The organism is Cupriavidus nantongensis (assembly GCF_001598055.1).
GTDB classification, from domain to species: domain Bacteria; phylum Pseudomonadota; class Gammaproteobacteria; order Burkholderiales; family Burkholderiaceae; genus Cupriavidus; species Cupriavidus nantongensis.
The window spans coordinates 3257049-3284048 of the sequence record NZ_CP014844.1; the positions used below are offsets into that span (position 1 = coordinate 3257049).

The 27000-nt window shown below is 67.1% G+C and carries 21 protein-coding genes and 2 pseudogenes; 2 read left to right on the forward strand and 21 right to left on the reverse strand.

The features are described from left to right. Nucleotides 1-76: 76 nt before the first annotated feature. The 11 genes from ccoS to ugpB form a co-directional block, all read right to left on the reverse strand. Nucleotides 77-223, reverse strand: a complete 147-nt coding sequence (ccoS, locus tag A2G96_RS15040; RefSeq protein WP_010809469.1) for a cbb3-type cytochrome oxidase assembly protein CcoS — start codon at nt 221-223, stop codon at nt 77-79. Nucleotides 224-235: 12 nt separating this feature from the next. After that, on the reverse strand, nt 236-2818 hold the full coding sequence (locus tag A2G96_RS15045; protein WP_062800535.1) for a heavy metal translocating P-type ATPase: 2583 nt from the start codon (nt 2816-2818) through the stop codon (nt 236-238). A 104-nt stretch (nt 2819-2922) separates the two neighbouring features. After that, nucleotides 2923-4020, reverse strand: coding sequence for a cell division protein ZapE (gene zapE / locus A2G96_RS15050; RefSeq protein ID WP_025584403.1), 1098 nt, complete (start codon nt 4018-4020; stop codon nt 2923-2925). A gap of 88 nt (nt 4021-4108) precedes the next feature. Then, nucleotides 4109-5533: a dihydrolipoyl dehydrogenase gene (lpdA, locus tag A2G96_RS15055; RefSeq protein ID WP_062800537.1), complete on the reverse strand. Its 1425-nt coding sequence runs from the start codon at nt 5531-5533 to the stop codon at nt 4109-4111. 102 nt (nt 5534-5635) lie between these two features. Then, nucleotides 5636-6886: a 2-oxoglutarate dehydrogenase complex dihydrolipoyllysine-residue succinyltransferase gene (odhB, locus tag A2G96_RS15060; RefSeq protein ID WP_062800539.1), complete on the reverse strand. Its 1251-nt coding sequence runs from the start codon at nt 6884-6886 to the stop codon at nt 5636-5638. Nucleotides 6887-6973: 87 nt separating this feature from the next. Continuing rightward, nucleotides 6974-9826, reverse strand: a complete 2853-nt coding sequence (locus A2G96_RS15065; RefSeq protein WP_012353126.1) for a 2-oxoglutarate dehydrogenase E1 component — start codon at nt 9824-9826, stop codon at nt 6974-6976. A gap of 328 nt (nt 9827-10154) precedes the next feature. Next, nucleotides 10155-10901: a glycerophosphodiester phosphodiesterase gene (gene ugpQ / locus A2G96_RS15070; RefSeq protein WP_062800541.1), complete on the reverse strand. Its 747-nt coding sequence runs from the start codon at nt 10899-10901 to the stop codon at nt 10155-10157. Nucleotide 10902: 1 nt separating this feature from the next. Further along, complete coding sequence (locus A2G96_RS15075) at nt 10903-12003, reverse strand: sn-glycerol-3-phosphate import ATP-binding protein UgpC (protein ID WP_062800543.1); 1101 nt, start codon at nt 12001-12003, stop codon at nt 10903-10905. 10 nt (nt 12004-12013) lie between these two features. Then, nucleotides 12014-12862, reverse strand: a complete 849-nt coding sequence (gene ugpE, locus A2G96_RS15080; RefSeq protein ID WP_062800545.1) for a sn-glycerol-3-phosphate ABC transporter permease UgpE — start codon at nt 12860-12862, stop codon at nt 12014-12016. 12 nt (nt 12863-12874) lie between these two features. Further along, nucleotides 12875-13756 carry a sn-glycerol-3-phosphate ABC transporter permease UgpA gene (ugpA, locus tag A2G96_RS15085; RefSeq protein ID WP_062800547.1) on the reverse strand — a complete coding sequence of 294 codons (882 nt, stop codon included), beginning with the start codon at nt 13754-13756 and terminating at the stop codon, nt 12875-12877. A gap of 149 nt (nt 13757-13905) precedes the next feature. Next, nucleotides 13906-15222, reverse strand: a complete 1317-nt coding sequence (gene ugpB, locus A2G96_RS15090) for a sn-glycerol-3-phosphate ABC transporter substrate-binding protein UgpB (RefSeq protein ID WP_062800550.1) — start codon at nt 15220-15222, stop codon at nt 13906-13908. A 194-nt stretch (nt 15223-15416) separates the two neighbouring features. Here ugpB and A2G96_RS15095 point away from each other — a divergent pair, with 194 nt between their 5' ends. After that, nucleotides 15417-16208, forward strand: coding sequence for an HAD-IIB family hydrolase (locus A2G96_RS15095; protein WP_062800552.1), 792 nt, complete (start codon nt 15417-15419; stop codon nt 16206-16208). 70 nt (nt 16209-16278) lie between these two features. Here the strand turns inward: A2G96_RS15095 and A2G96_RS34520 are convergent. The 5 genes and pseudogenes from A2G96_RS34520 to A2G96_RS15115 form a co-directional block, all read right to left on the reverse strand. After that, nucleotides 16279-16539 (reverse strand): annotated as a pseudogene (locus A2G96_RS34520) (helix-turn-helix domain-containing protein); the annotation flags it as partial. 161 nt (nt 16540-16700) lie between these two features. Next, a pseudogene (ntrC, locus tag A2G96_RS15100) lies at nt 16701-17838 on the reverse strand (nitrogen regulation protein NR(I)); the annotation flags it as partial. 85 nt (nt 17839-17923) lie between these two features. Then, entirely contained in the window at nt 17924-19102 is a 1179-nt protein-coding gene (glnL, locus tag A2G96_RS15105) for a nitrogen regulation protein NR(II) (protein WP_062800556.1), read from the reverse strand. Nucleotides 19103-19106: 4 nt separating this feature from the next. Next, nucleotides 19107-19700: a hypothetical protein gene (locus tag A2G96_RS15110; RefSeq protein WP_062800558.1), complete on the reverse strand. Its 594-nt coding sequence runs from the start codon at nt 19698-19700 to the stop codon at nt 19107-19109. A 150-nt stretch (nt 19701-19850) separates the two neighbouring features. Beyond that, nucleotides 19851-21266 (reverse strand): 3-hydroxylaminophenol mutase, encoded by a 1416-nt coding sequence (locus A2G96_RS15115; protein WP_062800560.1) that lies wholly within the window; start codon nt 21264-21266, stop codon nt 19851-19853. 482 nt (nt 21267-21748) lie between these two features. On the opposite strand from A2G96_RS15115, the gene A2G96_RS15120 reads away from it, so the two are divergent. Continuing rightward, on the forward strand, nt 21749-22213 hold the full coding sequence (locus A2G96_RS15120) for a rhodanese-like domain-containing protein (RefSeq protein WP_062800562.1): 465 nt from the start codon (nt 21749-21751) through the stop codon (nt 22211-22213). Nucleotides 22214-22283: 70 nt separating this feature from the next. Here A2G96_RS15120 and A2G96_RS15125 read toward each other — a convergent pair whose 3' ends face one another. The 5 genes from A2G96_RS15125 to A2G96_RS15145 form a co-directional block, all read right to left on the reverse strand. Continuing rightward, nucleotides 22284-23108, reverse strand: a complete 825-nt coding sequence (locus tag A2G96_RS15125) for a competence/damage-inducible protein A (RefSeq protein ID WP_062800564.1) — start codon at nt 23106-23108, stop codon at nt 22284-22286. Nucleotides 23109-23120: 12 nt separating this feature from the next. Then, a complete protein-coding gene (locus A2G96_RS15130; RefSeq protein ID WP_062800566.1) occupies nt 23121-24017 on the reverse strand; it encodes an EI24 domain-containing protein in 897 nt (298 codons plus the stop codon). A gap of 149 nt (nt 24018-24166) precedes the next feature. After that, complete coding sequence (locus tag A2G96_RS15135) at nt 24167-25141, reverse strand: sterol desaturase family protein (RefSeq protein ID WP_062800568.1); 975 nt, start codon at nt 25139-25141, stop codon at nt 24167-24169. Beyond that, nucleotides 25141-25989, reverse strand: a complete 849-nt coding sequence (locus A2G96_RS15140) for a polysaccharide deacetylase family protein (RefSeq protein WP_062800571.1) — start codon at nt 25987-25989, stop codon at nt 25141-25143. The genes A2G96_RS15135 and A2G96_RS15140 overlap by 1 nt, the downstream gene beginning before the upstream one ends. A gap of 24 nt (nt 25990-26013) precedes the next feature. Further along, nucleotides 26014-27000 (reverse strand): YVTN family beta-propeller repeat protein, encoded by a 987-nt coding sequence (locus A2G96_RS15145; protein WP_062800573.1) that lies wholly within the window; start codon nt 26998-27000, stop codon nt 26014-26016.

The window sequence follows — 27000 nt, forward strand, 5'->3', positions numbered from 1 at the left end:
TTGATCTTTATCAAGCGGCTCCGGGCACGTCTTGAACCTGCGCGCACGGCCCCGGTCCGAGGCATGCGCCGCCGGCTCACGGCTTGTCGTTGTCCAGCAGGATCGATTCGGCAGGCCGGTCCAGGTCGTCGTACTGCCCGGCATGAAGCGCCCACCACAGCGCGCCCGCGATGACCACCACGAGCACCAGGCTCATCGGCACCAGCAGGTAAAGCGTTTCCATCGTCAGGCTCCGTTATGCCAGCGACGCAGGCCGCGACGTGCGACGCGGCTTGCCGGCGCGCAGCAGGCGCCAGGCATTGGCGACCACCAGCAGCGACGACAGCGACATGCCGATGCCGGCCATCCAGGCCGTCACCAGCCCCGTCGCCGCGAGCGGAATCGCGACCACGTTGTAGAAAAAGGCCCAGCCCAGGTTCTGGCGCACTACCCGGCGCGTCTGGCGCGACACGGCCAGCGCCGTCGCGATCTCGGCCACGCCGCCGTGCGTCAGCACCGCGTCGGCTCCGGCCTGGGCCAGCGGCGCGCCGCTGCCGATGGCAATCGACACCTGCGCCTGCGCCAGCACCGGCGCGTCGTTGATGCCGTCGCCGACTGCCAGCACCACGGCCCCGCCCTGCTGCAGCCGCGCGACGTAGTCGCGCTTGCCTTCGGGCGTGACCTCGCCGGCCGTGCGCTCGATGCCGAAGTGCGTGGCCCACCATTGCACCGCGGCCTGGTTGTCGCCGGAGACCAGATGGCAACGCACGCCCAGTTCGCGCAGGCGCGCCAGCAGCATCGGGGTTTCGTGGCGTTCGACGTCGGCCAGCACGAAGCGCGCCAGCGGGCCGGTCTCTGCGCCGAGCCAGACCACCGTGGCGCCGGGATGCACCAGGTTGTCGGCAGCGGCCGGCGCAGACTGGTGAGCACCGCCGAGCGCCAAGACAAAGTCGGCGCGGCCCAGGCGCAGGCGGCGGCCGGCGACCATCGCCTCGAGGCCGTGGCCGGGCACGTTGCGCATGTCGCTCACCTGCAGCGGCTGGCCGGCAAGATCGGGCGCTGCCGCCACCAGCGCGCGCGCGATCGGATGCTCGCCGCCGCGCTCCATCGCCGCGGCCAGCGCCAGGCAGCGGTCGGAATCGGCTTCGCCCAGCGGCTCGACCGCCGCCACGGCAAAGCGGCCCTCGGTCAGCGTGCCGGTCTTGTCGAGCACCACGTCGGTGACGCGGGCAAGTGTTTCCAGCGCGTGACCCCGCGTCAGCAGCACGCCACGCCGCGACAGCGCCGCGCCGGCAGCGGCCAGTGCCGCGGGCGTGGCCAGCGACAACGCGCACGGGCAGCTGACCACCAGCACCGCGATGGTCACCAGCAAGGCTCGCGACGGATCGATCCAGAGGCCCCAGACCAAGCCGGTCAGTGCCGCCAGCACCAGCAGCGTCGCCACGAACCAGCCCGCAACGCGGTCGGCCAGCGTCGCCAGGCGCGGCTTCTCGGCCAGCGCGCGGTCCAGCACCGCGACGATCTCGGCCAGGCGGGTGCCGGCGCCAACGCGGGTCACGCGCAGTTCCAGCGGGCTGGCGGTATTGAAGCTGCCGGCCAGCACGGTGTCGCCGGCGCAGCGGCGCACCGGACGGCTTTCGCCGGTCAGCATGGATTCATCGAGCTCGCTGGTGCCCGCGGTGACCGCGCCGTCGGCCGGGACGATCTCACCCGCCTTGACGCGGATCAGGTCGCCCGCGCGCAGCCGCGCGACCGGGATACGCTCGCCCGCCGCGCCGGCCGTGGCCAGCCGCTCGCACGTGGCGGGCAACTGGCGCGCCAGCATTTCGGCACCGCTGCGCGAAGCCTGGCGTACGCGCAGTTCCAGGTAGCGCGCCAGCAACAGGAACGCGACGAACATCGTCACCGAATCGAAATACACCTCGCCCACGCCGCGCACCGTCGCCAGCGCACTGGCGGCAAAGCCCGCGGCGACGCCGATCGCCACCGGCACGTCCATGCCCATATGGCGCTGGCGCAGGCTGCGCCAGGCGCCGGCGAAGATTGGCGAGGCGGCATAGCACACCACCGGCAGGGTCAGCGCGAAGCTGGCCCAGCGCATCAGCTGCAGCTGGCCGGGATCGATGGTGGCTTCGTGGGTATAGATCGGCCACGCGTACATCATCACCTGCATCATGCCGAGCATGGCCACCGCCATGCGCATCAGCAGGCCGCGGCGCGCGCGGCGGTCCTGCTGGTCGGTGCGCGAGACTTCGAAGGGCCAGGCCATGTAGCCGATGCCGGCCAGCGCCGCCAGCAGCCCCGACACCGTCTGGGCGCCGTCGCGCCAGCGCACCACCACGCGCCGCGTGGCGACGTTGGCGACCGCCGATTCCACGCCCGGCTGGCGCGACAGGTGCTGTTCGATCAGCCAGGCACAGGCGGCGCAGCGGATGTTCTCGGGAGCCAGCGTGATCTCTGCGCGGCCGCCGTCGAGCGGGCGGACAAACTGGGCGCGCAGTTCCGGGGCATCGTAGGCGGCCCAGATCGGCTCGGCCTGGCGCCGGGCATCGTCGTCGATGGGCCGGGCGAAGCGGGCTTCGTCGCCGTACAGGTGGGCAAAGCCGGCGGCATGGAGGGTCTGTGCCAGGGCCTGGCAGCCGCCGCAGCAGAATACGCGGCGGCTGCCGTCCAGGTCGGCGGCGAGCGGTTCGGCATCGGTGACCGGCAAACCGCAATGGAAGCAGGCCAGCGCCGCGCCGGCGCCGCCCGCGACCGTGTCGGCGCCATCGCGCCCGCCGGGCGGCTGGAATGGCGCCAGCATGCTGGCGGAAGGACTGGTGGCTGGGGGCGGCGACATGGGAAGCTTTTTTTACCCAGTCGAGGATATAGGCCGCCCCCCGAATTGAACTTGATATAGATCAAGGCGGCCCGGCTATGGTTGCGCCGGGCCTCAAACACCGCTCAGGTAAGCGTCGTATCCATGGTGCGGCGTTCGGATTCCAGGTACTCGCGCGACTGCATCTCGATGATGCGCGACACGGTGCGATGGAATTCGTTGGCCATCTGGCCTTCGGTATAGAGTTCGTCGGCGGGCACTTCGGCCGACATCAGCAGCTTGACCTTGTGGTCGTAGAAGACGTCGATCAGCCAGGTGAAGCGGCGCGCCTCGGACGACATCCGCGGCGTCATGCGCGGCACGTCGGACAGGATCACCGTATGGAACTGCGAAGCCAGTTCCAGGTAGTCGTTCTGCGAGCGCGGGCCGCCGCACAGCGTGGCAAAGTCGAACCACACCACGCCGTTGGCCTTGCGCAGCGCGCGCAGCTCGCGGTGCTCGATATGCAGCAGCGGCGACTCGTCGGCGACCCCGGCAATGGAAGTAAACGCATCCCGTAGCGCGGAGTTGGCCTTGGCGTCCAGCGGGGTGTGGTAGGCCTGCACCTGTTCCAGCGCGCGCTTGCGGTAGTCGATGCCGGCATCGACATTGAGCACGTCCATCTTCTGCTGGATCAGCGCGATGGCGGGCAGCACGCGGTCACGGTGCAAGCCATCGGTGTACAGCAGGTCGGGCCGGTAGTTGGAGGTCATCACGAACTGCACGCCGTTGTCGAACAGCTGCTGCAGCAGGCGATGCAGGATCATCGCGTCGGCGACGTCGCTGACATGGAATTCGTCGAAGCAGATCAGGCGGAAACGACGCGCGATGCGCTTGGCCAGTTCGTCGAGCGGGTCGGGACGGCCGCGCAGCTCTTCCAGCTGGCGGTGCACCTCGCGCATGAATTCATGGAAATGCAGCCGCGTCTTGCGCACCACCGGCACGCAGGTATAGAAGCTGTCCATCAGGAACGACTTGCCGCGCCCCACCCCGCCCCACATGTAGACGCCCTGCGGCACATCGGGGCGCACCAGCAGCTTTTTCAGCGCGTTGTTGCGGCGCCCCTTGTAGGCGACCCATTCGTCGTAGCACTGCTGCAGCCGGGCCACGGCGCGCAGCTGGGCCTCGTCGGACTGGTAGCCGCGCTCCTTCAGTTCCTTCTCGTAGTACTCGGTGACGTTCATGCTCGGGGCTCGCGCGGCACGCGCCGCAAGTGAAAACGGCGCGCCGCAGGACGGCGCGCCGGTACTCAGGCAACGGCGGACACGCGCCTTACATATTGAGTTGGCGCTTGTCGACGGCCAGCGCGGCTTCGCGCATGACTTCCGACATCGACGGGTGCGGATGGCAGACGCGGCCGATATCTTCGCTGGCGGCCTTGAACTCCATCGCCACCACGGCTTCGGCGATCAGGTCCGAAGCGTTGGCGGCAACGATGTGCACGCCCAGGATCTCGTCGGTCTTGGCATCCGCCAGCATCTTGACGAAGCCGTCGGCGTGGCCCATGCCCAGCGCACGGCCGTTGGCCATGAACGGGAACTGGCCGGCCTTGTACTCGCGGCCTTCGGCCTTGAGCTGGGCTTCGGTCTTGCCGACCCAGGCGATTTCCGGGAAGGTGTAGATCACCCACGGAATGCAGTTGTAGTCGATATGCGGCTTCTGGCCGGCGATGCGCTCGGCCACGGCCACGCCCTCGTCCTCGGCCTTGTGCGCCAGCATCGGGCCGCGCACCACGTCGCCGATGGCCCACAGGCCCGGCACCTTGGTGGCGCAGTGGTCGTCCACCTCGATAAAACCGCGCTGGTCGACCGCCAGGCCGACTGCGTCCAGGCCCAGGTTGTCGGTATTCGGCACGCGTCCGACCGACACGATCAGGCGATCGACTTCCAGGGTCTGGGCCGCGCCGTCCTTGTCGGTGTACTTGACGGTCACGCCGTTCTTGCCGGTGGTCACTTCGTCCACCTTCACGCCCAGGCTGAACTTCAGGCCCTGCTTGGTCAGCTGCTTCTGCGCTTCCTTGGCCACGCCCTCGTCGGCCGCGCCCAGGAAGGCGGGCAGCGCTTCCAGCACGGTCACGTCGGCGCCCAGGCGGCGCCACACCGAACCCAGCTCGAGGCCGATCACGCCGGCGCCGATCACGCCCAGCTTCTTCGGCACCGACGGGAACTTGAGCGCGCCTTCGTTATCGCTGACCAGCTCGTTGTCGACGGTGATGCCCGGCAGGTGGCGGGCCTTCGAGCCGGTGGCGATGATGACCTGCTTGGCGGTCACGACTTCGCCGGCGATCTCGACCTGGAAGCCTTCGGCGCTCTTGCCGACGAACTTGCCGTAGCCCTTGAGCAGCGTCACCTTGTTCTTGCGGAACAGGAACTCGATGCCCTTGGTCATCTTGCCGACGATGTCGTCCTTGCGCTTGAGCATCTTGGCCACGTCGACCTTGACGTCGCCCACGGTGATGCCATGGTCGCCCAGGTGGTGCTGGACGTTCTCGAATTCTTCCGACGAAGCCAGCAGCGCCTTGGAGGGGATGCAGCCCACGTTCAGGCAGGTGCCGCCCAGGCGGGCTTCGCCCTTGGGATCGTCATACGGGTTGCCTTCGCAGCAGGCCACGTTCAGGCCCAGCTGGCCGGCACGGATCGCGGCGATGTAGCCGCCGGGGCCGGCGCCGATCACCAGCACGTCAAATTGTTTGCTCATGGAAATTCCTTGTTGGGCGCCGGCGGCAACTTGTGCCGGCGCGCCGTGATCACGGGAGCGCGCTCCCCGCGCACGCCTGCGCGCGCGCGGAGGGACCGGCTATCACAGGTCCAGCAGCAGGCGCGCCGGATCTTCCAGGGCGTCCTTCATGGCGACCAGGCCCAGCACGGCTTCGCGGCCGTCGATGATGCGGTGGTCGTAGGACATCGCCAGGTAGTTCATCGGGCGGATCACGATCTGGCCGTCTTCCACCACCGGGCGGTCCTTGGTGGCGTGCACGCCCAGGATGGCCGACTGCGGCGGGTTGATGATCGGGGTCGACAGCATCGAGCCGAACACGCCGCCGTTGGAGATCGAGAAGGTGCCGCCGCTCAGCTCTTCCAGCGACAGCTTGCCGTCACGGGCCTTGACGCCGAACTCGGCGATCTTCTTCTCGATGTCGGCCAGGCTCATCTGGTCGGCGTTGCGCAGGATCGGCACCACCAGGCCGCGCGGCGAACCGACCGCGATACCGATGTCGAAGTAGCCGTGGTAGACGATGTCGTTGCCGTCGATCGAGGCGTTGATCAGCGGGAACTTCTTCAGCGCGTGCACCGCAGCCTTGACGAAGAACGACATGAAGCCCAGCTTCACGCCGTGTTCCTTCTCGAAGCGGTCCTTGTACTTGTTGCGCAGGTCCATCACCGGCTTCATGTTGACTTCATTGAAGGTGGTGAGGATGGCGTTGGTGGCTTGCGACTGCAGCAGGCGCTCGGCGATGCGGGCGCGCAGGCGGCTCATCGGCACGCGCTCTTCCGGGCGGTCGCCCAGGGCGGCAAAGTCGACCGGGGCCGAAACCTGCTGCAGGGCCGGCTTGGCGGCCGGGGCAGGAGCAGCCTTGGCGGCCGGGGCCGGCGCGGCGGCCGCGCCCAGCACGTCGCCCTTGGTGATGCGGCCGTCCTTGCCGGTGCCGGCAACCTGGCCGGCCGACAGGCCGGCTTCGGCCATCAGCTTGGCGGCCGACGGCATTGCCACGGCGCCGGCGGCGGCGGGCGCGGCAGCAGCGGCCGGGGCCGGAGCGGCAGCAGCCGGAGCCGGGGCAGCGGCGGCCGGGGCGGCGGCGCCAGCGGTAGCTTCGGTGTCGATCTTGGCGATGATTTCATCGGCCACGACGGTGTCGCCGTCGTTCTTGACGATCTGCGACAGCACACCGGCCGACGGGGCCGGCACTTCCAGCACGACCTTGTCGGTTTCGATTTCGATCAGGATCTCGTCCTGGGCGACGGCTTCGCCGGGCTTCTTCTTCCAGTTGAGCATGGTCGCTTCGGCGACCGATTCGGAGAGTTGCGGAACCTTGACGTCAACGATAGCCATGGTGGTGAATTCCTCGTGTTATGCGTGTTGTCGTGATGCTGGCGAGGCCACGGGGCGCCTGCGCGCGCCGCCGTGGCTGCCGACTGATTACTTGGTCAGGACAAAGCCCTTGAGCTTGGCGAAGGCCGCGTCCAGCAGCGCCTTCTGTTGCTCGTTGTGCTTTGCGTAGTAGCCCACCGCCGGCGAAGCCGAAGCGGGGCGACCGGCATAACCGAGCTTCTGGCCGTCCGTCATGTTTTCCATGATGTAGTGCTGCACGAAGAACCAGGCGCCCTGGTTCTGCGGTTCGTCCTGGCACCACAGGATCTCGTTGGCGTTCGGGTACTTCTTCAGTTCCGCGGCCAGCGCCTTGTGCGGGAACGGGTACAGCTGTTCCAGGCGGATGATCGCGGTGTCGTTGGCCTCGCGTTCCTTGCGCGTGTTGACCAGGTCGTAATAGACCTTGCCCGAGCACATGATGACGCGCTTGACCTTGCCGGCGTTGAGTTCTTCGTGGTCGCCGATGACGGTCTCGAAGTGGCCCTTGGCCAGATCGGACAGCGGCGACACCGCATCCTTGTTACGCAGCAGCGACTTCGGCGTCATGATCACCAGCGGCTTGCGGAACAGACGGATCATCTGGCGGCGCAGCAGGTGGAAGATCTGCGCCGGCGTGGTCGGCTGGCAGACCTGCATATTGTGGTCCGCGCACAGCTGCAGGAAGCGCTCGATGCGCGCCGAGCTGTGTTCCGGACCCTGGCCTTCGTAGCCGTGCGGCAGCATCAGCGTCAGGCCCGAGGCACGGCCCCACTTCACTTCACCAGACGAGATGAACTGGTCGATCACCACCTGGGCGCCGTTGACGAAGTCGCCGAACTGGGCTTCCCAGATCACCAGCGCGTTCGGTTCGGCGGTCGAGTAGCCGTATTCGAAGCCGAGCACGGCCTCTTCGGACAGCACCGAGTCGATCACCGTGAACGGTGCCTGGTTTTCCGACACGTTCTGCAGCGGCACGTAGCTGCCGGCATCCCAGCGCTCGCGGTTCTGGTCGTGCAGCACGGCGTGGCGGTGGGTGAAGGTGCCGCGGCCGGCGTCCTGGCCGGTGATGCGCACCGGGTAGCCCGAGGCCACCAGCGAGGCGAAGGCCAGGTGCTCGCCCATGCCCCAGTCCAGCGGCTGGTCGCCGCGGCCCATGTTGGCGCGGTCCTTGACCACCTTCTCGACCAGCGGGTGCAGCTTCAGGTGTTCGGGGATGGCGGTGATGCGTTCGGCCAGGCGCTTGAGCTCGGTCACCGGCACCGCGGTGTCGGCGGCGTCGGTCCACTTGCGGTTCAGGAACGGCATCCAGTCGACCGCGAACTTGTTCTTGAAGTTCGACAGCACCGGATCGGCGGTGTGCTTGCCGGCGTCCATCGCGGCGCGGTATTCCTTGACCTTCTCGTCGCCGAAGTCGGCCGGGACCAGGTTCTGCGCGGCCAGCTTGTCGGCGTACAGCTTGCGCGTGCCGGGGTGCTGGGCGATCTTCTTGTACATCAGCGGCTGCGTGACCGCGGGCGTGTCCTGCTCGTTGTGGCCCAGCTTGCGGAAGCAGATGATGTCGACCACGACATCCTTCTTGAACTCCATGCGGAAGTCCACCGCCAGCTGCATGGCGTACACCACGGCTTCGGGATCGTCGCCGTTCACGTGCAGCACCGGTGCCTCGATCATCTTGACCACGTCCGTGCAGTACAGCGTCGAGCGGGCGTCGCGCGGGTCGGAGGTGGTGAAGCCGATCTGGTTGTTGATGACGATGTGCATGGTGCCACCCGTGCCGTAGCCGCGGGTCTGCGCCAGGTTCAGCGTTTCCATCACCACGCCCTGGCCGGCAAAGGCGGCGTCGCCGTGCACCTGCACCGGCAGCACTTCCATGTTGCCGACCGCGCCGCGGCGTTCCTGGCGGGCCTTGGCCGAGCCTTCGACCACCGGGTTGACGATTTCCAGGTGCGACGGGTTGAATGCCAGCGACAGGTGGATCGGGCCGCCCTCGGTCGAGACGTCGCTCGAGAAGCCCTTGTGGTACTTGACGTCGCCGGCCGGCAGGTCATCGACGTGCTTGCCTTCGAACTCGGCAAACAGGTCGGCGGGCATCTTGCCCAGGGTGTTGACCAGCACGTTGAGGCGGCCGCGGTGGGCCATGCCGATGACGATTTCCTGCACGCCCTTGCTGCCGGCGTGCTGGATCAGCTCGTCCATGGCGGCGATGAAGCTCTCGCCGCCTTCCAGCGAGAAGCGCTTCTGGCCGACATACTTGGTGTGCAGGAAGCGCTCCAGGCCTTCGGCCGCGGTCAGGCGGTCAAGGATGTGCTTCTTCTTTTCCAGCGTGAACACCGGCTTGGAACGCGTGGTTTCCAGGCGCTCCTGCCACCAGCGCTTCTGCGCCTGGTCGCTCACGTACATGAATTCGAAGCCGATGGTGCCGCAGTACGTTTCGCGCAGGTTGTTGAGCAGCTCGCGCAGGCTCATCGACTCCTTGCCGAAGTAGGTATTGCTGGCGTTGAAGACGATATCGAGATCGGCTTCGGAAAAACCGTAGAAGGCGGGGTCCAGATCCGGCAGGGGCGGACGCTCCTGGCGCTTGAGCGGGTCCAGGTCGGCCCAGTGCGAACCGATGTTGCGGTAGGCGGCGATCAGCTGCGTGGCAGCGACGCGCTTGCGGCCCATGTCGGAATCGGCCGAGGCAACGATGGTGCGGATGGGACCTTGCTTGGCGCGCTCGGCGAACGAGGCAACGATGGGAGCGTGGGGGATATCCCGGCCGTTCGAGCCGTCGACGGCGGGAACGTTCTGCATGGCGTCGAAGTACGCGCGCCAATTGTCGGGAACCGAGGCGGGGTTCTGGAGGTAGGCTTCGTACAGTTCTTCGACATAGGGGGCGTTACCGCCGAAGAGGTACGAATTGCTCTGGTACTGCTGCATCATGGGACGCTCACTTTTCTCCGGGTCTGCCGGAGTTCAGCGGGTTATTCAACCTTCCGCGACACGGCTTGACCGGTTAGCGGATCGCAAACAACTCTTGGGAGCCAAAGGAGGCACTTACGCAAACGGCACCACCAGGGTGCCGCATGTGATGGCCGCCTCACAAGGCGCGAAAGGGCAAGTTGTGCGGGGAAGGACCTTAAGTCTTCACGGCGGTAAGGATAGCACGGATTGCGCTTGATCAATGTGGACTTTTCGCGATACGAAACACAGTTGCGCGACAATTCCAACCGTGTTCAGCGAATTCGCAACAGCCGCACAACAATTTTGATCAGGGGACGATCTGGTCGACGGCGTCGGTAATCACCCCATCGAGCCCCCATTCCAGCAGCTGCGCCGCCCGCGCCGGATCGTTGACGGTGTAGGCCAGCACGCGCAGGCCGGCCGAATGCGCGGTGGCGATCACGCCGGCATCGAGTTCGCGATGGTTGGCATCGAGCGCGACGCAGCCGAGCCGGCGCACACGCTCAAGCCAGTCCGCGGGCAGCTGGTCCAGCAGCAGTGCGCGCGGCAGCCCGGGCGCGACACGCGCCGCGGCGGCAAGCGCCTCTTCCGAAAACGACGACAGCAGCGGCGGCACCTCGGCACCGTCCCACAGCGACTGCGCGTCGAGCGCCACCGCGGTGCCGGTGCGCGCCTCGGTGCCGGGCACCGGCTTGATCTCGATATTGACCAGGAAGCCGTTGGCGCGGGTGTAGCGGGCGACCGCCGCCAGCGTCGGCACCGGCTCGCCGGCAAAGGCCGGTCCGTGCCAGCTGCCGGCATCGAGCAGCGCCAGTTCGCCCAGCGTGAGCGCATCCACCCTGCCCTGGCCGCTGGTGGTGCGGTCCAGGGTGGCGTCGTGCATCAGCACCGGCTTGCCGTCGGCCGACAGCTTCACGTCGAACTCGAACATGCGGTAGCCAAAGCCGGCGCCGTGGCGAAACGCCGCCAGCGTGTTCTCCGGCGCCAGCTTGCCGGCGCCGCGGTGCGCGATATGGCGGGGATAGCGCCAGGCGTTGTCGGTTGCGGTGGTCATGTCAGGCCTCGATGCGCTTGCCGGAGTCCGGCGCGAAGAAATGCAGGTGCTCGGCCGACGAGGTCACCGGCAGGCGGTCGCCGGCGCGCACGCGCGCATGGCTGTCGAGCCGCACCACCACCGCCTGCCCGCCGAGCGAGCCGTAGGCGAAGGAGTCCGCGCCCAGCGCCTCGACCACGCGCACATCGACCTCGGCGATCGCCTCGTGCGCGGCGCACGGCTCGATATGCTCCGGGCGCAAGCCCAGCAGCGCCTGCTCCGGCAGGTGCAGCCCCATCGGCAGGTGGCCGAGCGTGGCATTGGCGGCTTCGCCGTCCTTCGCCACCACGCGCATCTGCGCGTTGCTGTCGCCGCCGGCGTTGCGCGCCACCGGGATCAGGTTCATCGGCGGCGAGCCGATAAAGCCGGCCACGAAGGTGCTGGCCGGCCGTGCATAGACCTCCAGCGGCGTACCGATCTGTTCGACCCGTCCGGCGTTGAGCACCATCATGCGGTCGGCCAGCGTCATGGCCTCGACCTGGTCGTGGGTCACATAGAGGCTGGTGGTGCCCAGGCGCCGGTGCAGCTCCTTCAGTTCCAGCCGCATCTGCACGCGCAGCTTGGCGTCGAGGTTGGACAGCGGCTCGTCGAACAGGAACACCGCCGGCTCGCGCACGATGGCGCGGCCCATGGCAACGCGCTGGCGCTGCCCGCCCGAGAGCTGGCGCGGCTTGCGCTCGAGCAGCGGCGCGAGCTCGAGAATGCCGGCGGCGTGGTTGACGCGCTGCGCGATCTCGGCCTTGGCCATGCCGCGGATCTTCAGCCCGTAGGCCATGTTGTCGTACACGCTCATATGCGGGTAGAGCGCGTAGTTCTGGAACACCATGGCGATATCGCGCTCGGCCGGCTCGAGCTGGTTGACCACCTTGTCGCCGATATGGATCTCGCCGCCGGTGATGGTTTCCAGCCCGGCCACCATGCGCAGCAGCGTGGACTTGCCGCAGCCCGAGGGCCCGACGATGACGATGAACTCGCCGTCGGCGATCTCCATGTCGATGCCATGCACGACCTGGGCGCCGCCGGCGTAGGTTTTCTGAACGTTGCGTAGTGACAGTTTTGCCATTGTGTTCCGCTTATTTCTCGGTTTCGACCAGGCCCTTGACGAACCACTTCTGCATCAGCACCACCACCACCGCGGGCGGGATCATCGCCAGCATCACCGTGGCCATCACCAGGTTCCAGTCGGTGGCGGCATCGCCCGAGCGCGAGATCATCTGCGTCACGCCCACCACCACCGGCGTCATCGACTTCTGCGTGGTGATCAGCAGCGGCCACAGGTACTGGTTCCAGCCGTAGATGAACTGGATCACGAACAGCGCGGCGATGCTGGTGCGCGACAGCGGCAGCACCACATCCCAGAAAAAGCGCAACGGCCCGGCGCCGTCGATGCGCGCCGCTTCCGCGAGTTCATCAGGAATCGTCAGGAAGAACTGGCGGAACAGGAAGGTCGCGGTGGCCGACGCGATGATCGGAATCGTCAACCCGAAATAGCTGTCGAGCAGGCCCAGGTCCGACACCACCTTGTAGGTCGGCAGGATGCGCACCTCGACCGGCAGCATCAGCGTGATGAAGATCAGCCAGAAGAAGGTCTTGCGCAGCGGGAACCTGAAATAGACGATGGCAAAGGCCGAGATGATCGAGATCGCGATCTTGCCCAGCGCGATGCCGAGCGCCATGATCAGGCTGTTCTTCATCATGGTCGAGACCGGCGACGCGGCCTCGCCCACGCCCTGGAACAGCACGGTGCGATAGTTGTCGATCAGGTGGCCGCCGGGGATCAGCGTCATCGGCGCGTCCAGCACTTCTTCGGCGGTCAGCGTCGACGCGACGAAGGTCAGGTACACCGGGAACACCACGATGACGATGCCGAGGATCAGCACCGCGTGGGTCAGGAAATCGAGAAAGGGACGACGTTCTACCATGGGCTGTCTCCGTCAGTACTGGACCTTGCGTTCGACGTAGCGGAACTGCACCACGGTCAGTGCGATCACGATCACCATCAGCACCACCGACTGCGCCGCCGAGCCGCCAATGTCCATGCCGCGGAAGCCGTCATGGAAAACCTTGTAGACCAGCGTGTTGGTCGAATTGAACGGCCCGCCGTGCGTGACCGCGTCGATGATGGCGAAGGTGTCGAAGAACGCGTAGACCACGTTGATCACCATCAGGAAGAAGGTGGTCGGCGACAGCAGCGGGAACACGATCGACCAGAAGCGGCGCCACGGGCCTGCGCCGTCGATGGCGGCGGCTTCGATCAGCGAGCGCGGGATGCTCTGCAGCCCCGCCAGGAAGAACAGGAAGTTGTAGCTAATCTGCTTCCAGGCCGCGGCCAGCACCACCAGCAGCAAGGCCTGGTTGCCATTGAGCAGGAAGTTCCATTCGACGCCGAGCTTGCGCAACGCAAACGACACCACGCCCAGGGTCGGGTTGAACATGAACATCCACAGCACGCCCGCGACCGCCGGCGCCACCGCGTACGGCCAGATCAGCAGGGTCTTGTAGCCCACCGCGCCGCGGATCACGCGGTCGGCAAAATAGGCCAGCGCCAGCGCGGTGGTCAAACCCACCACGGTCACGCCCACGGCAAAGATGGCGGTGACCTGGAACGATTCGACATAGAGCGGGTCGTTCCACAGCATGCGGAAGTTGTCCAGGCCGACGAACTCCAGGTTGATGCCGAAGGCATCCTGCTGCAGCATCGACTGGTACAGGGCCTGCCCGGCGGGCAGGAAAAAGAAGATCAGCGTGATCGCGATCTGCGGCAATACCAGCAGATACGGCAGCCACGGCGAACGGAACACGACGCGTTTTTCCATGAACGGATTCCGGCGGATGCCGCGGATGGCGGCATCGGACTAGGTATGAAGTGGCGGGCGGCCCCGATCGGTGCCGGCCACAAAGCAAGCGGGCGGAGGTATCGCCGCCGCCCGCCTGTCACATCAGCCTGCTGGCTGGACCTGGCGCCTTACTCGCGCGCGGTCTTCTGGAAACGCTCCAGCAAGTCGTTGCCGCGTGCCACGGCCGAGTCTAGCGCGGCCTTGGGCTCCTTCTTGCCGGCCCAGACGGCTTCGAGCTCTTCGTCGACCACGGTGCGGATCTGCACCATGTTGCCCAGGCGCACGCCGCGCGACTTGTCGGTGGTCTTGACCACCATCTGCTGCACCGAGACGTCGGCGCCGGGGTTCTTGTCGTAGTAGCCCGATTTCTTGGTGGCCTCGTAGGCAGCCATGGTCACCGGCAGGTAGCCGGTGGCCTGGTGCCAGTCGGACTGGATCTCGGGACGCGACAGGTAATTGAAGAACTTGGCGACGCCCTTGTACTCTTCAGGCTTCTTGCCGCCCATCACCCACAGCGAGGCGCCGCCGATGATGGTGTTCTGCGGGGCGCCCTGCACCTCCGGGTAGTACGGCAGCTGCGCCACCGCAAACGCGAACTTGGCGTTCTTGCGGATATTGGCCAGCGACGCTGACGAGCCGGTGAACATGGCGCATTCGCCGTTGTAGAACTTGGCCTGCGATTCGGCCTTGCGCCCGCCATAGCTGAAGTAGCCCTTCTTCACCATGTCCTGCAGGTTGCTGATGTGCTTGACGTGCAGCGGGCTGTTGAAGATCAGGCGCGTGTCGGTGCCGCCGAAGCCGTTGTTCTTGGTCGCGTACAGCGTGTTGTGCCAGGCCGAGAAGCTCTCCAGGTGGACCCAGCCCTGCCAGTCGGTGGTGTAGGCGCAGTTGGTGCCCGCGGCCTTGAGCTTGGCCGAGTACTGCATTACCTCGGGCCAGGTCTTGGGCGGCTTTTCCGGATCCAGGCCGGCTTTCTTGAAGGCGTCCTTGTTGTAGTAGAACACCGTGGTCGAGCTGTTGAACGGGAACGACAGCATCTCGCCCTTGGACGAGGTGTAGTAGCCCGCCACGGCCGGGATGTAGGCCTTCTGGTCGAACTTCTCGCCGGCGTCCTTCATCACCGTCGACACCGGCTTGATCGCGCCCTTGGCGCTCATCATGGTGGCGGTGCCGACCTCGAACACCTGCAGGATCGCCGGCGCACCGCCGGCGCGGAAGGCGGCGATGCCCGCCGCCATGGTTTCGTCGTAATTGCCCTTGTTGACGGGCACCACCTTGTATTCGGACTGGCTGGCGTTGAACTTGTTGGCGATCTCGTTCACCTTGTCGTTCAGCGCGCCCTGCATGGCGTGCCACCACTGGATTTCAACGGCGGCGTGCGCACTGCCGGCCCCGGTCAGGGCCGCCAGCGCGGCGAGTTTGAGCACGGTACGGGATACGGACATCGAGGCTCTCCTTGGTCTGTCTGGTTGCGGTCAGTCGAAAATCCGACAGCTTGTGATTGTTTTGTGACAGCGGCATGTTACGCCGGTCGCACCTGCGCAAGCAAATCAGCAGATTCACCAGTATGGCCGGGGCGCGGATTTTTGCAGCGCAATAAACGAAGTTCGCCGCAGATCCACGGGTACAATGGCCCGCCATGCAATCCCTGAACAAGCTCTCTACTGCGGCGCTGCGCAACGTGCGCGGCGTGCTGACCGACATCGACGGCACCCTGACCACCGACGGCCGGCTGCCGGCTTCTACCTACCTGGCCCTCGACGGCCTGCGCCGGGCCGGCCTGCATGTGATCCCGGTGACCGGGCGCTGCATCGCGTGGGCCGAGATCCTGACGCGGCTGTGGCCGGTCGACGCCATCATCGGCGAGAACGGCGCGTTCTATTCGCACCTGCACAACGGCCGGCTGCAGACGCGCTTCCTCGACGATGCGGCCACGCGCGCGCGCAACCTGGAGCGCATCCATGCATTGGGCCAGCACATCGTGCGCGAGGTGCCCGGCTGTGCGCTGGCTTCCGACCAGGCCTGGCATGCCGCCGACCTGGCCATCGACCATGCCGAGGACGTGGTGCCGCTGCCGCAGGACGCCGTCGCGCGCATTGCTGCGCTGATGCGCGAGGCCGGCATGACCGCCACCGTCAGCTCCATCCATGTCAACGGCTGGTTCGGCCAGCATGACAAGCTGTCGATGAGCAAGCTGTGCGTGGCCGAGCTGCTGGGCGAGGACGTCGATGCGCGGCGCGACCAGTGGCTGTTTATCGGCGATTCTGCCAACGATGCGTCGATGTTTGCGCATTTCCCGCTGTCGGTGGGCGTGGCCAATGTGCGCGATATCCTGCCGCAGCTGCCGGTGCCGCCGGCATACATCACCGCGGCCGCGGGGGGCGAGGGTTTTGCGGAGATGGCGCAGCGGCTGATCGAGGCGCGCGGCTGAACCCCCTTCCACAAAGAAAAACCGGCCGGGATATCCCGGCCGGTTTTTCTTTGCCTTGCGCACGCGCGGCTCAGTCGAAGCCCAACTCCTGCAGCTTGCGCGTGATGGTGTTGCGCCCGATCCCGAGCCGGGTCGCGGCCTCGACGCGGCGGCCGCGGGTAACGCCCAGCGCGGCTTCCAGCACCGCCTTTTCGAAGCGGCGCGTCAGCAGGTCCATCACTTCGGGCTGGCCGGCTTCGAGCATGGCACGCGCCTCGGCGGCGAGCAGGGTTTCCCATCCGGCGGCCGCCGGAGCCTGCTGCGGCGCGTGGGCCACCGCTGCGGCCGGCGCGGCGCGGACCACCGTGGCCGTATCGGCCTCGGCCACCGGCACCGCAAACCCGCCATAGTCGGCCAGTTCGTGGGCGCCTTCATACTCCGGCACGCGCACGTCCGGCGCGCGCTCCGGCCGCGGCGCATTGACCGGCTCGCTGGTGCCCGCTTCCAGCATCTCGCGCGGCAGGTCCTTGACCTCGATGGTCTGCGCCGGCGCCATCACGGTCAGCCAGTTGCACAGGTTTTCGAGCTGGCGCACGTTGCCGGGGAACGGCAGCGTGCTGACATAGGCCAGCGCCTCGTCCGACATGCGCTTGGGCTCGACGCCGAGCTCCTTGGCGCTCTTCTGCAGGAAATGGCGCGCCAGCAGCGTGATGTCCTCGGGCCGCTCGCGCAGCGGCGGCAGGCGCAGCCGGATCACGTTCAGGCGGTGGAACAAGTCCTCGCGGAACAGCCCTTCCTTGACGCGCAGTTCCAGGTTCTGGTGCGTGGCGGCAATCACGCGCACATTGGCGCGCAAGGGGTTGTGGCCGCCGACGCGATAGAAGTTGCCGTCGGACAGCACGCGCAGCAGCCGGGTCTGCAGGTCGAACGGCATGTCGCCGATTTCATCGAGAAACAGCGTGCCGCCCTCGGCCTGCTCGAAGCGCCCGCGCCGCATGGTCTGGGCACCGGTAAAGGCGCCGCGCTCGTGGCCGAACAGTTCGGACTCGAGCAGGTCCTTGGGTATCGCCGCGGTATTGAGCGCGATAAACGGGCCGTTGGCGCGCGGGCTGTGCTTGTGCAGCGCGCGCGCGACCAGTTCCTTGCCGGTGCCGGACTCGCCGGTGATCATCACCGTGACGTTCGACTGCGACAGCCGGCCGATGGCGCGGAACACGTCCTGCATCGCCGGCGCCTGGCCGAGGATCTCGGGCGCGTCAACCAGGCGGTCGTCCATTTCTTCCTCGCGCAGGCTTTCTTCCAGCGCGCGGCGGATCAGCTCGACCGCCTTGTCGACATCGAAGGGCTTGGCCAGGTATTCGAAGGCGCCGCCCTGGAACGCCGCCACCGCGCTGTCCAGGTCGGAGTACGCCGTCATCACGATGACCGGCAGGCCCGGATGCCGCGCCTTGATCGCCTGCAGCAGGTCCAGCCCGGAACCGCCGGGCATGCGGATATCCGATATCAGCACCTGCGGCTGGTCTTCCTCCAGCGCGGCCAGCGCGTCCCGCACATTGGTGAAGCTGCGCGACAGCAGGCTTTCACGGGCGAGGGCCTTTTCCAGGACCCAGCGGATTGATTGATCGTCGTCGACTATCCAGATCGGCTTCATGTGCGTCGCTTGTCTGCTCGGTGTCAGTTGGTCTTCCGCATGCCCTGGCCACGTCGGTGCACGCGCTTGCGGACGCCGGCAAAGGCTAGTGCAGCGGCAGCAGGATACGGAAGTCGGTACAGCCCGGCCTGCTCTCGCATTCGATCAAGCCCTCGTGCTGCTGCACGAAGGTTTGAGCGAGTGTGAGACCCAGTCCGCTGCCGCCATCCCTGCCCGATACCAGCGGATAGAAGATGCGTTCGCGGATGTCTTCGGGGATGCCCGGGCCGTTGTCGATCACATGCAAGTCCAATGCCAGCTTGAACAGGCGCTTGGCAATGGTGACCTGGCGCGCGATGCGCGTGCGCAGCACGATCTGCGCGTCGCCGCACGCGATGCGCTCGGCCAGCGCCTGCGCGGCGTTGTGGACGATGTTGAGCACGGCCTGGATCAGTTGCTCCATGTCGCCCTGCAATTCGGGCAGGCTGGCATCGTAGTCGCGCACGATCTCGAGCCCGTTGGGGAACTCGGCCAGCACCACCGAGCGCACGCGCTCGAGCACCTCGTGGATATTCAGGCTCGATACGATATGCGGGTGCCGGTGCGGCTCCAGCAGCCGGTCGACCAGCGTCTGCAGCCGGTCCGACTCCTTGATGATGACCTGCGTGTATTCGCGCAGCGAGCGCTCGGGCAGCTCGAACTCCAGCAGCTGCGCCGCGCCGCGGATGCCCCCGAGCGGGTTCTTGATCTCGTGGGCGAGGTTGCGGATCAGCTCCTTGTTGGCCGAGGTCAGGTCGAGGATGCGCTCTTCGCGGTCGCTGCGCACCTTCTGCTCGTTGGGCAGGATCTCGACCACCACGGAGTCGCCGACCGCCTCGAGCGCGGCGATCACCACGTGCACATGGATCGGTTCCTGCAGCGGCGGATGCAGGATCAGGTCCTGGCGGCGCACGTCGAACTGCCGCGTCACCACGGTGTCGAGCATGTTGTGCAGCTCGTCCGATTTGCCGAACAGGTCGGGCAGCGTCAGCTCGACCATGCCCTTGCGCGACACGCCGAAGGTGGCCTCGGCGGCCGGATTCGCGTAGACCACGCGCAGCCCCGGCTGCCGCACCAGCAGCACCGGGTTGGCGACCACGTCGAGGCCGGCATGGAACGCCGCCGCGCCGATGCTGAGCACGCGCGCGCCGGTTTCGGGCGATGCCGGCTCCGCCGCGGGCGGCTCGGCCCGCGCGCCATCGGCACTGCCGGCCTTGCGTGACACTCCGCGAATCAGGCGACGCATAAGACTAGTCCTTCAGGTTGCCGAGCTCGCGCCGCAGCGACGCCGCGTTGGCCTCGCTGCGGGCAATGTCGTCGCGCAGCGCCGCGGTGCGGTCGAGATATTTCTGGTAGTTGCGCTCATTGCCCTGGCGCTCGGGCTGGCCGTTGTTGTACTCGGCGCGCAGGCCCTGCAGCTTGGCCTCCTCGGCCTGCAGCTCCTGCGTCAGCACGGTGCGGCGCTCGCTGTCGCGGCTGCGCTGGGTGGCGCTGTCCACGCGCGGGAAACCGGTGCTGGCGGCGGTGGCGGTGTTGGCGCCGCTGCTGCCGGCACTCTTGGCCGGCGCGGCAATGCGCCCGCCCGGCACAGTCACGACCTCGGGCAGGTTCAGCTTCTTGCAGCCCTTGCCGGCATTGCCGTTGCGGTACTCCGGCACGCCGTTGGGCCCGGTGCAGACATAGACATCCGAGGACTGCGCCAGCGACGGTCCGGCCCACGCGCCCAACAACAGCACCGGCGCCAGCACCGCGGCGCTCACCAGAACGGGGAATCGGCGTCGGCTTTGGTGCACGGAACGGGGCATGGCATGAGTCCGGCGGGCCGTGCGGGAAAAGGCATCCATGGGCGTGGCGTCAGTTAGAACGGGGGTGGATCGGGACAGAATCGGATTCCCCATTCTAGCGAGCAAAGCAAAAAGGGACAGCCGAAGCCGCCCCCTTGTGGTGCAACTGTTGCCCGGTCACAACCTGGGTCATGGCCGGGCGCGGGCTGCTTACAGCGAGTAGTACATCTCGAACTCGACCGGATGCGTGGTCATGCGGAAACGCGTGACTTCTTCCATCTTCAGTTCGATGTAGGCATCGATCATCGAATTCGAGAACACGCCGCCACGGGTCAGGAACTCGCGGTCGTTGTCCAGGTACTCGAGCGCCTGGTCCAGGCTCGAGCACACGGTCGGGATCTTGGCATCCTCTTCCGGCGGCAGGTCGTACAGGTTCTTGTCGGCGGCTTCGCCCGGGTGGATCTTGTTCATCACGCCGTCCAGGCCGGCCATCAGCAGCGCCGAGAAGCCCAGGTACGGGTTCATCAGCGGATCCGGGAAGCGGGTCTCGATGCGGCGGCCCTTCGGGTTGGCCACGTACGGGATACGGATCGAAGCCGAACGGTTGCGGGCCGAGTAGGCCAGCTTGACCGGAGCCTCGAAGCCCGGCACCAGGCGCTTGTACGAGTTCGTGCCCGGGTTGGTGATGGCGTTCAGGGCGCGGGCGTGCTTGATGATGCCGCCGATGTAGTACAGCGCGAATTCCGACAGGCCGGCGTAGCCGTTGCCCGCGAACAGGTTCTGGCCGTCCTTCCACACCGACTGGTGCACGTGCATGCCCGAGCCGTTGTCGCCAACGATGGGCTTCGGCATGAAGGTGGCGGTCTTGCCGTAGGTGTGGGCGACATTCTGGATCACGTACTTCTGCAGCTGGGTCCAGTCGGCGCGCTGCACCAGCGTGCTGAACTTGGTGCCGATTTCGTTCTGGCCCTGGCCCGCCACTTCGTGGTGGTGGACTTCAACCGGAATGCCCAGCGATTCGAGGATCAGGCACATTTCCGAACGCATGTCCTGGAAGGTGTCGATCGGGGCGACCGGGAAGTAGCCGCCCTTCTTGCCGGGACGGTGGCCGCTGTTGCCGTGCTCGAATTCCTTCGACGACGACCACGGGGCTTCTTCGGAATGGACCTTGACGAAGCAGCCTTGCATGTCGACGTTCCAGGTCACGCCGTCGAAGATGAAGAACTCGGGTTCCGGACCGAAGAAGGCGGTGTCGCCCAGGCCGGTGCTCTTCAGGTAGGCTTCGGCGCGCTTGGCGATGGAACGCGGATCGCGGTCATAGCCCTTGCCGTCCGACGGCTCGATCACGTCGCACGACAGCACCAGCGTCGGCTCTTCGTAGAACGGGTCGATGTGGGCCGTGTTCGAATCCGGCATCAGCAGCATGTCCGAAGCTTCGATACCCTTCCAGCCGGCGATCGACGAGCCGTCGAAAGCGTGGCCGCTCTCGAACTTGTCTTCATCGAAGTGCGACACGGGCACGGACACGTGTTGCTCCTTGCCTTTGGTATCGGTGAAGCGGAAATCGACGAACTTGACGTCGTTTTCCTTCACCAGCTTCATCACGTCTGCAACGCTGTGGGCCATGCCAATCTCCTGGGTATTCGGCAAATGTCTGTGAAAGCCAATTCTTGGGACTGTCGCCAGCGGCGCCGCTGCATCGTTGCCGCGCCTGACTGGCCTCGCCGCGAAAGGACGTCGGATGTTAGCAGAAAGCGTGCCAATCAAACGTCCCACGCGGCGCAGGGCCCGAAAATTGTGCAACTCCGGCGAATCGCGCACCATGCTGGCCGGCAACGGAAACGCCTTCCAGCGGGCCGGGGGACCATGTGGCGCTCCCTAGACACGCGCAACCCTCGCTGCCAGCGTCATGGAACACCATCATGGTGCAAACTTCAAGCAATGGCACCGTCTTAGTGCACTCGCACCAAAATCGATCGCTTGCGCCCTGCGACGGCGCTTTCCAGTCCCTCCCGGCCAGCGCAGCCACCGCCCCGCCAGCGCGGCGCTATAGAATAACGGGTTGCGGCCCTTGCGCCACGATTCCACCCATTCAATTTGTCACGCCGATGACCACCCGAGACGATCTCCTCCAGGCCGCCCGCCAGCGCCAGGAACAAAGCCAGTTGCCGTACTTCGGCGCGCTGTCGCCGCAGGAAGCCTATGCCCTGCTGCAGAACGACCCTTCCGCCGTGCTGGTGGACGTGCGCACGCAGGCCGAGCTGGACTGGGTCGGCGGCGTCGATGTGCCCGACGCGCAGTTCGCCCATGTCGAATGGATGTCCTACCCGGGCGGCGCGCAGAACGCGCGCTTTATCGAGGAACTGCGCGCGCGCGTGCCGTCCGACGTGCCGGTGCTGTTCCTGTGCCGCAGCGCGGCGCGTTCCAAGCACGCGGCGCGGGTGGCCACCGAAGCCGGCTACCACTTCGCCATGGACGTGCTCGAAGGTTTCGAGGGCAACCGCGACGATCACCACCACCGCAAGACCGTCGAGGGCTGGTGCGTGCGCGGCCTGCCCTGGCATGGCGCCTGATTCCGCCCGGACCTGAATGCAGAGGGGCAGCCAAGGCTGCCCCTTCTCTTTTGGCCGCCGGCCGCAACGTCTAGGCCGGTGCCGCCTGCCGCGGCGGCTGCTCCACGGTCTCGTAGCCCATCGCCTGCACGCCTTCGAGCAGCATCGCATAGGCGGGCGCCACCAGCTCGGCCGGGCCCTTGACGCCCAGGTCGATATGGCGGCGCGCGAAGCGGTCGCCGCGCTGCACGTCGCCAACCGACGGCAGGCTGAACACGCGGATGCCCGGATGCGCCGCCTCGACCTTCTCCATCAGCGGGGTCAGCGTCGACTCCGGCGCCTCGAACACGTAGAAGGCCCGCTCCTGCTGCGACACCTGGTGGAACAGGTGCGCATAGTCGTGGTCCAGCACCCACTCCATCATCGGCCACGCCATCACCGGGAAGCCGGGCATGAAGTGATGGTGGCCGACCGAGAAGCCGGGGATGCGGTTGTAGCTGTTGGGGATGATGCGCGCGCCCTCGGGGAACTCGCCCATCTTGAAGCGGTGCTGGTTCTCCGGCAGCGTCGGGTCGCCCTTGGCGGGGTCGCCGCCGGCGGTCTCGGCGATGCGCAGCGCGATCAGTTCGCGCGCTTCGGGATGCAGCACCAGCGGCACGCCCAGCGCCGCGGCCGCGCACTGGCGCGTGTGGTCGTCCGGCGTGGCGCCGATGCCGCCGGTGCAGAACACCACGTCGGGTCCGGCCAGCGTGCGCCGCAGCGTGGCGGTGATGCGGGCGCGGTCGTCGCCGACGTACTCGGCCCAGTCCAGCGCCAGGCCGCGTGCGCCCAGCAGTTCGATGGTGCGGCGCAGGTGCTTGTCTTCGCGCCGCCCGGACAGAATCTCGTCGCCAATGACGATCAGGCCGAAACCCATATTGCCCTCGCTTCAGGAGTTTTCGATGCGGCGCACGTCTTGCGGCGCCAGGTCGATGACGTCGCCGCCCGACGACGGCGCCGCAGGCGGCGCGGGCGGCTGGGCCGGCACCGCGGCGCGCTCGGCCCGCAGCTGCGCCAGCGCGCGCAGGCAGAAATGGCCGAACCACAGCGCCGAGAAAATAAAGATCAGCACATAGAGCCACAGCGTGCCGGCCAGCACGAACGGGAACAAAAAGATCACCGCCGCCGACGACACCCACAGTATCGTCGGCGCCGAGCCCAGCAGCCCTACCGCCACGCCGATCACCAGCAGCGGCGTGCGGTGGCGCCGCACCAGGGTCTTGCGCTCCTCGGTGGTGGCGTGGTCGGCGAGCGCGTCATACGTCATCACGCGATAGGTCAGCCAGCCCCACAGCACCGGCGGAATCAGCGCAAAGAACGGCGGGATCAGCCACAGCGGCAGCGTCACCAGCACCAGCGACAGGAACACCACGGTGCTGCCGAGCGAATGGAACACGCTGCCCAGCACGCTGCCGCCGTGGGCCTTGGCCAGGTCGGGGTAGCTGCGCTCCAGGTGGCGCACCACCGCCGGCACCGAGAACACGCCGATAAACATCAGCATCGACGCGATCACCAGCGGGATCGCCAGCGCCGCCACGAACAGCGGCGCCACTACCGAGCGCAACGATTGCAGCCCGAACCAGTCGAGCGCGCTGTAGATCCAGCTGGTCAGCACCGAGCTTTCCAGGAAGCTGCGCGTGGCGCCCATGATGGGGTCCCAGCCCCACCAGAGCAGCCCACCCCACAGCAGCGTGGCCAGGACGAAAGGCAGCACGGTCAGCATCAGCGTGCGCGGATGCAGCTGGCTGACCAGCGCGCGGCCAAACGAGCGGAAGATATCGTTCATGCAGTCGAAGGCAAAACAGGAAAGTCGCGGGGAACCGGTCAGGTCAGCGGGGTGACGTGCCGGCGGCAACCCGGAACACTAGCATACGCCGCTTGCCGCCATGGCGCGGCGGCGACCGCCGCGGCTGGAGGATGGCCTCGAATGCGCGGTCAGCGCAGCCGCAGCAGCCGCTTGATGCCGTACCACTGGTGGGCCAGGAAGCCCGAGCCGTAGTCGTGGCCCTTGCCCACCGGCGGCGGCAGCTGGTCGCGGATGCCGGTGGGATGGTAGGTCTCGGTGAAGACCGCGGTGCCGAACAGCATGTCCCACCAGGGAAAGATCACGCCGTAGTTGCAGCCGCCCAGCTTTGCCGGCGCACCGTCGGCTTCATGGCCGATGCCGACCGCGTGGTGGGTGCGGTGGAAGCGCGGCGAAATCAGCAGCCGCTCGCCGATGGAGCCGAAGTGCAGCCGCAGGTTGGCATGCTGCAGGCTCTGCAGCAGCTGCGACAGCGCCACCAGCAGCACATACTGCGACGGCTCCACGCCCACGCCCAGCGCCACCAGCGCAAACACCAGGTCGCGCAGCATGTCGTCGAGCAGGTGGTTGCGGTTGTCGCTCCACAGCGTCATCTGGCGCTGGCTGTGGTGCACCGCATGCAGGTGCCACCACCAGCGGAACGAGTGCGACAGCCGGTGGTACCAGTAGTCGAGCAGGTCGAACAGCAGCAGGTAGACAAAGAAGCTGACCAGCGGCACCGAGGTCACGCCCGGCCACCAGTCTTCCACATTGATGCGGTGCCAGCCCATCAGCCGCAGGTGGCCTTCGAGCGCGTCGGTCAGCGGCGCCAGCAGGAAGAACATCGCCAGCCGGAACAGGCCCAGGCGGTGGATCACGGTGTAGAGGATGTCGGTGCGGATCGCGGCCCGGTCGGCCACGGCTTCGACCGGGCGCCATTTCTCCAGCGGCCCGAGGATCAGCGCCATCACCGCGATCTGCGCCAGCCCCACCAGCAGCCATTCGGTGCCGGTGAAAGCTTCCTCGGCGTAGCGGCCGAAGCCCAGGTCATAGACCACCGGCAGCACCACGTCCTGGAACAGCGTGCCTTCGATCTGGCCGATCCAGCCGTTAAGCGTGTCCCACATCAGCGTGCGCCCTCCTGTTGTCCGATGGGCCGCGCGATCCAGTCGCGATAGGCCGGGTGTTCGCGCAGCGTGGCGAAGCAGAAGCCCTTGCGTTCGAGGCCGGTGAGCAGCGGCTCGAGCACCGCCGGCGCCCACGGATCCTGCCGCGACCAGATGCCCAGGTGCGCCATGGCGATGTCGCCGTCGCGCAGGCCGGCCAGCGCGCGCTGCAGCAGCACGGCGTTGGGATAGCGCTGCGACGACAGCTCATCGCCCAGGAAGCCCGCCGGGGCCCAGCCGACATGGCGGTAGCCGCATTGCTCGGCCCACTGCAGCGTCTGCGGCGCGGTGCGGCCGCCCGGGGCGCGCCACAGCGGCACCATCTCGGCACCGGTCATGGCGCGCAGGGCCTCGGCGCTGCGCCGCAATTCCTTGCAGAAGCCGGCCTGGTCCATGGCCACGTCCTGGCCCGCGCGCGCGCCGAACTGCGGCCGCATGGTCACGTGGCCGGCGCGCACGCTGCGCAGGTAGACATGGTCGAAGGTGTGCGTGCCGAAGGCGTGGCCGTCGGCCACCAGCGACTTCCAGTACGGGGCCCACGACGGGTCGAGCGAACCGTCCTTGCGCACCGTCGGCTCGTTGGCCAGGAAGAAGGTGGCGCGGATCTGGTGGCGCCGCAGGGTGTCGGCGATCAGCTGCGCCTGGCTCATGCTGCCGGTGTCGAAGGTCAGGTAGAGCGTGCCGGCGGGGCAGGCCCTGGCGGCCGGCGCGGCGGCGGCTTGCGGCGCCAGCGGCAGGCCGCACGCCAGCGCCAGCGCGGCCAGCCACTTGTTGATCGTCGCGGAGCGCAATGCCCTGATCCGTGCCATGGTCCCTGCCCTGCCCGCTTTGCGTCAGAACAGCGGCGCGCGCGTGCGGAAATAGATGCCGTGCGGCGAGCGCCCGACCCGCACGGTCTTGACCAGCTTGCGGCTGGCGACGTCGACCAGCCCGACCGAGCGCGCCCAGCGGAAGGTCACCCACAGGGTCTTGCCGTCGGCGGTCAGTTCCATGTCGTCCGGGCCCGGCGGCAGGCCGGTGATGTCGCCGACCTTGCTCAGCGTCTGCTGGTCGATGATGCTGATGCTGCCGGTGACGCGGTTGCTGAGGAACAGGTGGCGCCGGTCGCCGACGGCGCGGAAGTTGTGCGCGCCCTTGCCGGTCTGGATCTGCTTGACCACGGTGCGGGTGCGCCAGTCGATCACGGCCACGTAGTCGGCGCCGGTCATGCCGACCAGCAGGTATTTCTGGTCGGGCGTGACCCAGATCCCCGCCGGCGCCGAACCGGTTTCCATGCGCCACATCACGTTCTGCGTGACCAGGTCGATGGCGGCCACTTCGTTGGAATCCTGCAGCGTGATGAAGGCGATGCGGCTGTCGGCGGTAAAGGCGATATGGCTGGGGGTCTTGGCCAGGGGATACTGCTTGGCCAGCTTCAGCGCCTTGCCGTCCCAGCGGTACACGTCGACGCGGTCGAGCCGGTTGCCGGTGGCGACAAACCACTTCTGGTCCGGCGAGAAGCCGATCTGGTACGGGTCGTCGATATTGGGCACGTGCTGCTGGACCTTGCCCGTGACCGGGTCCAGGAACACCAGGTCGTTGCCGACCGCATTGGCGACGATCAGCGACTTGTCGTCGGGCGTGGCGATCAGGTGGTGGGGTTCCTTGCCGATCGGGAAGGTCTCGAGCACCTTCTGCGTGTCCTTGTCGATCAGCGTGACGGTGGCATCACCCGAATTGAGGATCACCACCACCTCCGCCCGAGCCGGAACCGCCATCAGGCCCAGCGCGAACGCGCCCGCCGTGATCCCACCAGCCACCCACCGCCGCAATGCGAACAT

Bases quoted from the DNA above. Each gene is read 5' to 3' on its own strand.
- ugpB (WP_062800550.1), bottom strand. From the start codon at position 15,222: ATGTCCGTATCCCGTACCGTGCTCAAACTCGCCGCGCTGGCGGCCCTG.
- ccoS (WP_010809469.1), bottom strand. From the start codon at position 223: ATGGAAACGCTTTACCTGCTGGTGCCGATGAGCCTGGTGCTCGTGGTG.
- A2G96_RS15110 (WP_062800558.1), bottom strand. From the start codon at position 19,700: ATGGATGCCTTTTCCCGCACGGCCCGCCGGACTCATGCCATGCCCCGT.
- A2G96_RS15045 (WP_062800535.1), bottom strand. From the start codon at position 2,818: ATGTCGCCGCCCCCAGCCACCAGTCCTTCCGCCAGCATGCTGGCGCCA.
- odhB (WP_062800539.1), bottom strand. From the start codon at position 6,886: ATGGCTATCGTTGACGTCAAGGTTCCGCAACTCTCCGAATCGGTCGCC.
- A2G96_RS15120 (WP_062800562.1), top strand. From the start codon at position 21,749: ATGACCACCCGAGACGATCTCCTCCAGGCCGCCCGCCAGCGCCAGGAA.
- A2G96_RS15115 (WP_062800560.1), bottom strand. From the start codon at position 21,266: ATGGCCCACAGCGTTGCAGACGTGATGAAGCTGGTGAAGGAAAACGAC.
- A2G96_RS15145 (WP_062800573.1), bottom strand. From the start codon at position 27,000: ATGTTCGCATTGCGGCGGTGGGTGGCTGGTGGGATCACGGCGGGCGCG.
- A2G96_RS15065 (WP_012353126.1), bottom strand. From the start codon at position 9,826: ATGATGCAGCAGTACCAGAGCAATTCGTACCTCTTCGGCGGTAACGCC.
- A2G96_RS15130 (WP_062800566.1), bottom strand. From the start codon at position 24,017: ATGAACGATATCTTCCGCTCGTTTGGCCGCGCGCTGGTCAGCCAGCTG.
- A2G96_RS15125 (WP_062800564.1), bottom strand. From the start codon at position 23,108: ATGGGTTTCGGCCTGATCGTCATTGGCGACGAGATTCTGTCCGGGCGG.
- A2G96_RS15135 (WP_062800568.1), bottom strand. From the start codon at position 25,141: ATGTGGGACACGCTTAACGGCTGGATCGGCCAGATCGAAGGCACGCTG.
- zapE (WP_025584403.1), bottom strand. From the start codon at position 4,020: ATGAACGTCACCGAGTACTACGAGAAGGAACTGAAGGAGCGCGGCTAC.
- A2G96_RS15095 (WP_062800552.1), top strand. From the start codon at position 15,417: ATGCAATCCCTGAACAAGCTCTCTACTGCGGCGCTGCGCAACGTGCGC.
- lpdA (WP_062800537.1), bottom strand. From the start codon at position 5,533: ATGAGCAAACAATTTGACGTGCTGGTGATCGGCGCCGGCCCCGGCGGC.
- ugpE (WP_062800545.1), bottom strand. From the start codon at position 12,862: ATGGTAGAACGTCGTCCCTTTCTCGATTTCCTGACCCACGCGGTGCTG.
- glnL (WP_062800556.1), bottom strand. From the start codon at position 19,102: ATGCGTCGCCTGATTCGCGGAGTGTCACGCAAGGCCGGCAGTGCCGAT.
- ugpA (WP_062800547.1), bottom strand. From the start codon at position 13,756: ATGGAAAAACGCGTCGTGTTCCGTTCGCCGTGGCTGCCGTATCTGCTG.
- ugpQ (WP_062800541.1), bottom strand. From the start codon at position 10,901: ATGACCACCGCAACCGACAACGCCTGGCGCTATCCCCGCCATATCGCG.
- A2G96_RS15140 (WP_062800571.1), bottom strand. From the start codon at position 25,989: ATGGCACGGATCAGGGCATTGCGCTCCGCGACGATCAACAAGTGGCTG.
- A2G96_RS15075 (WP_062800543.1), bottom strand. From the start codon at position 12,003: ATGGCAAAACTGTCACTACGCAACGTTCAGAAAACCTACGCCGGCGGC.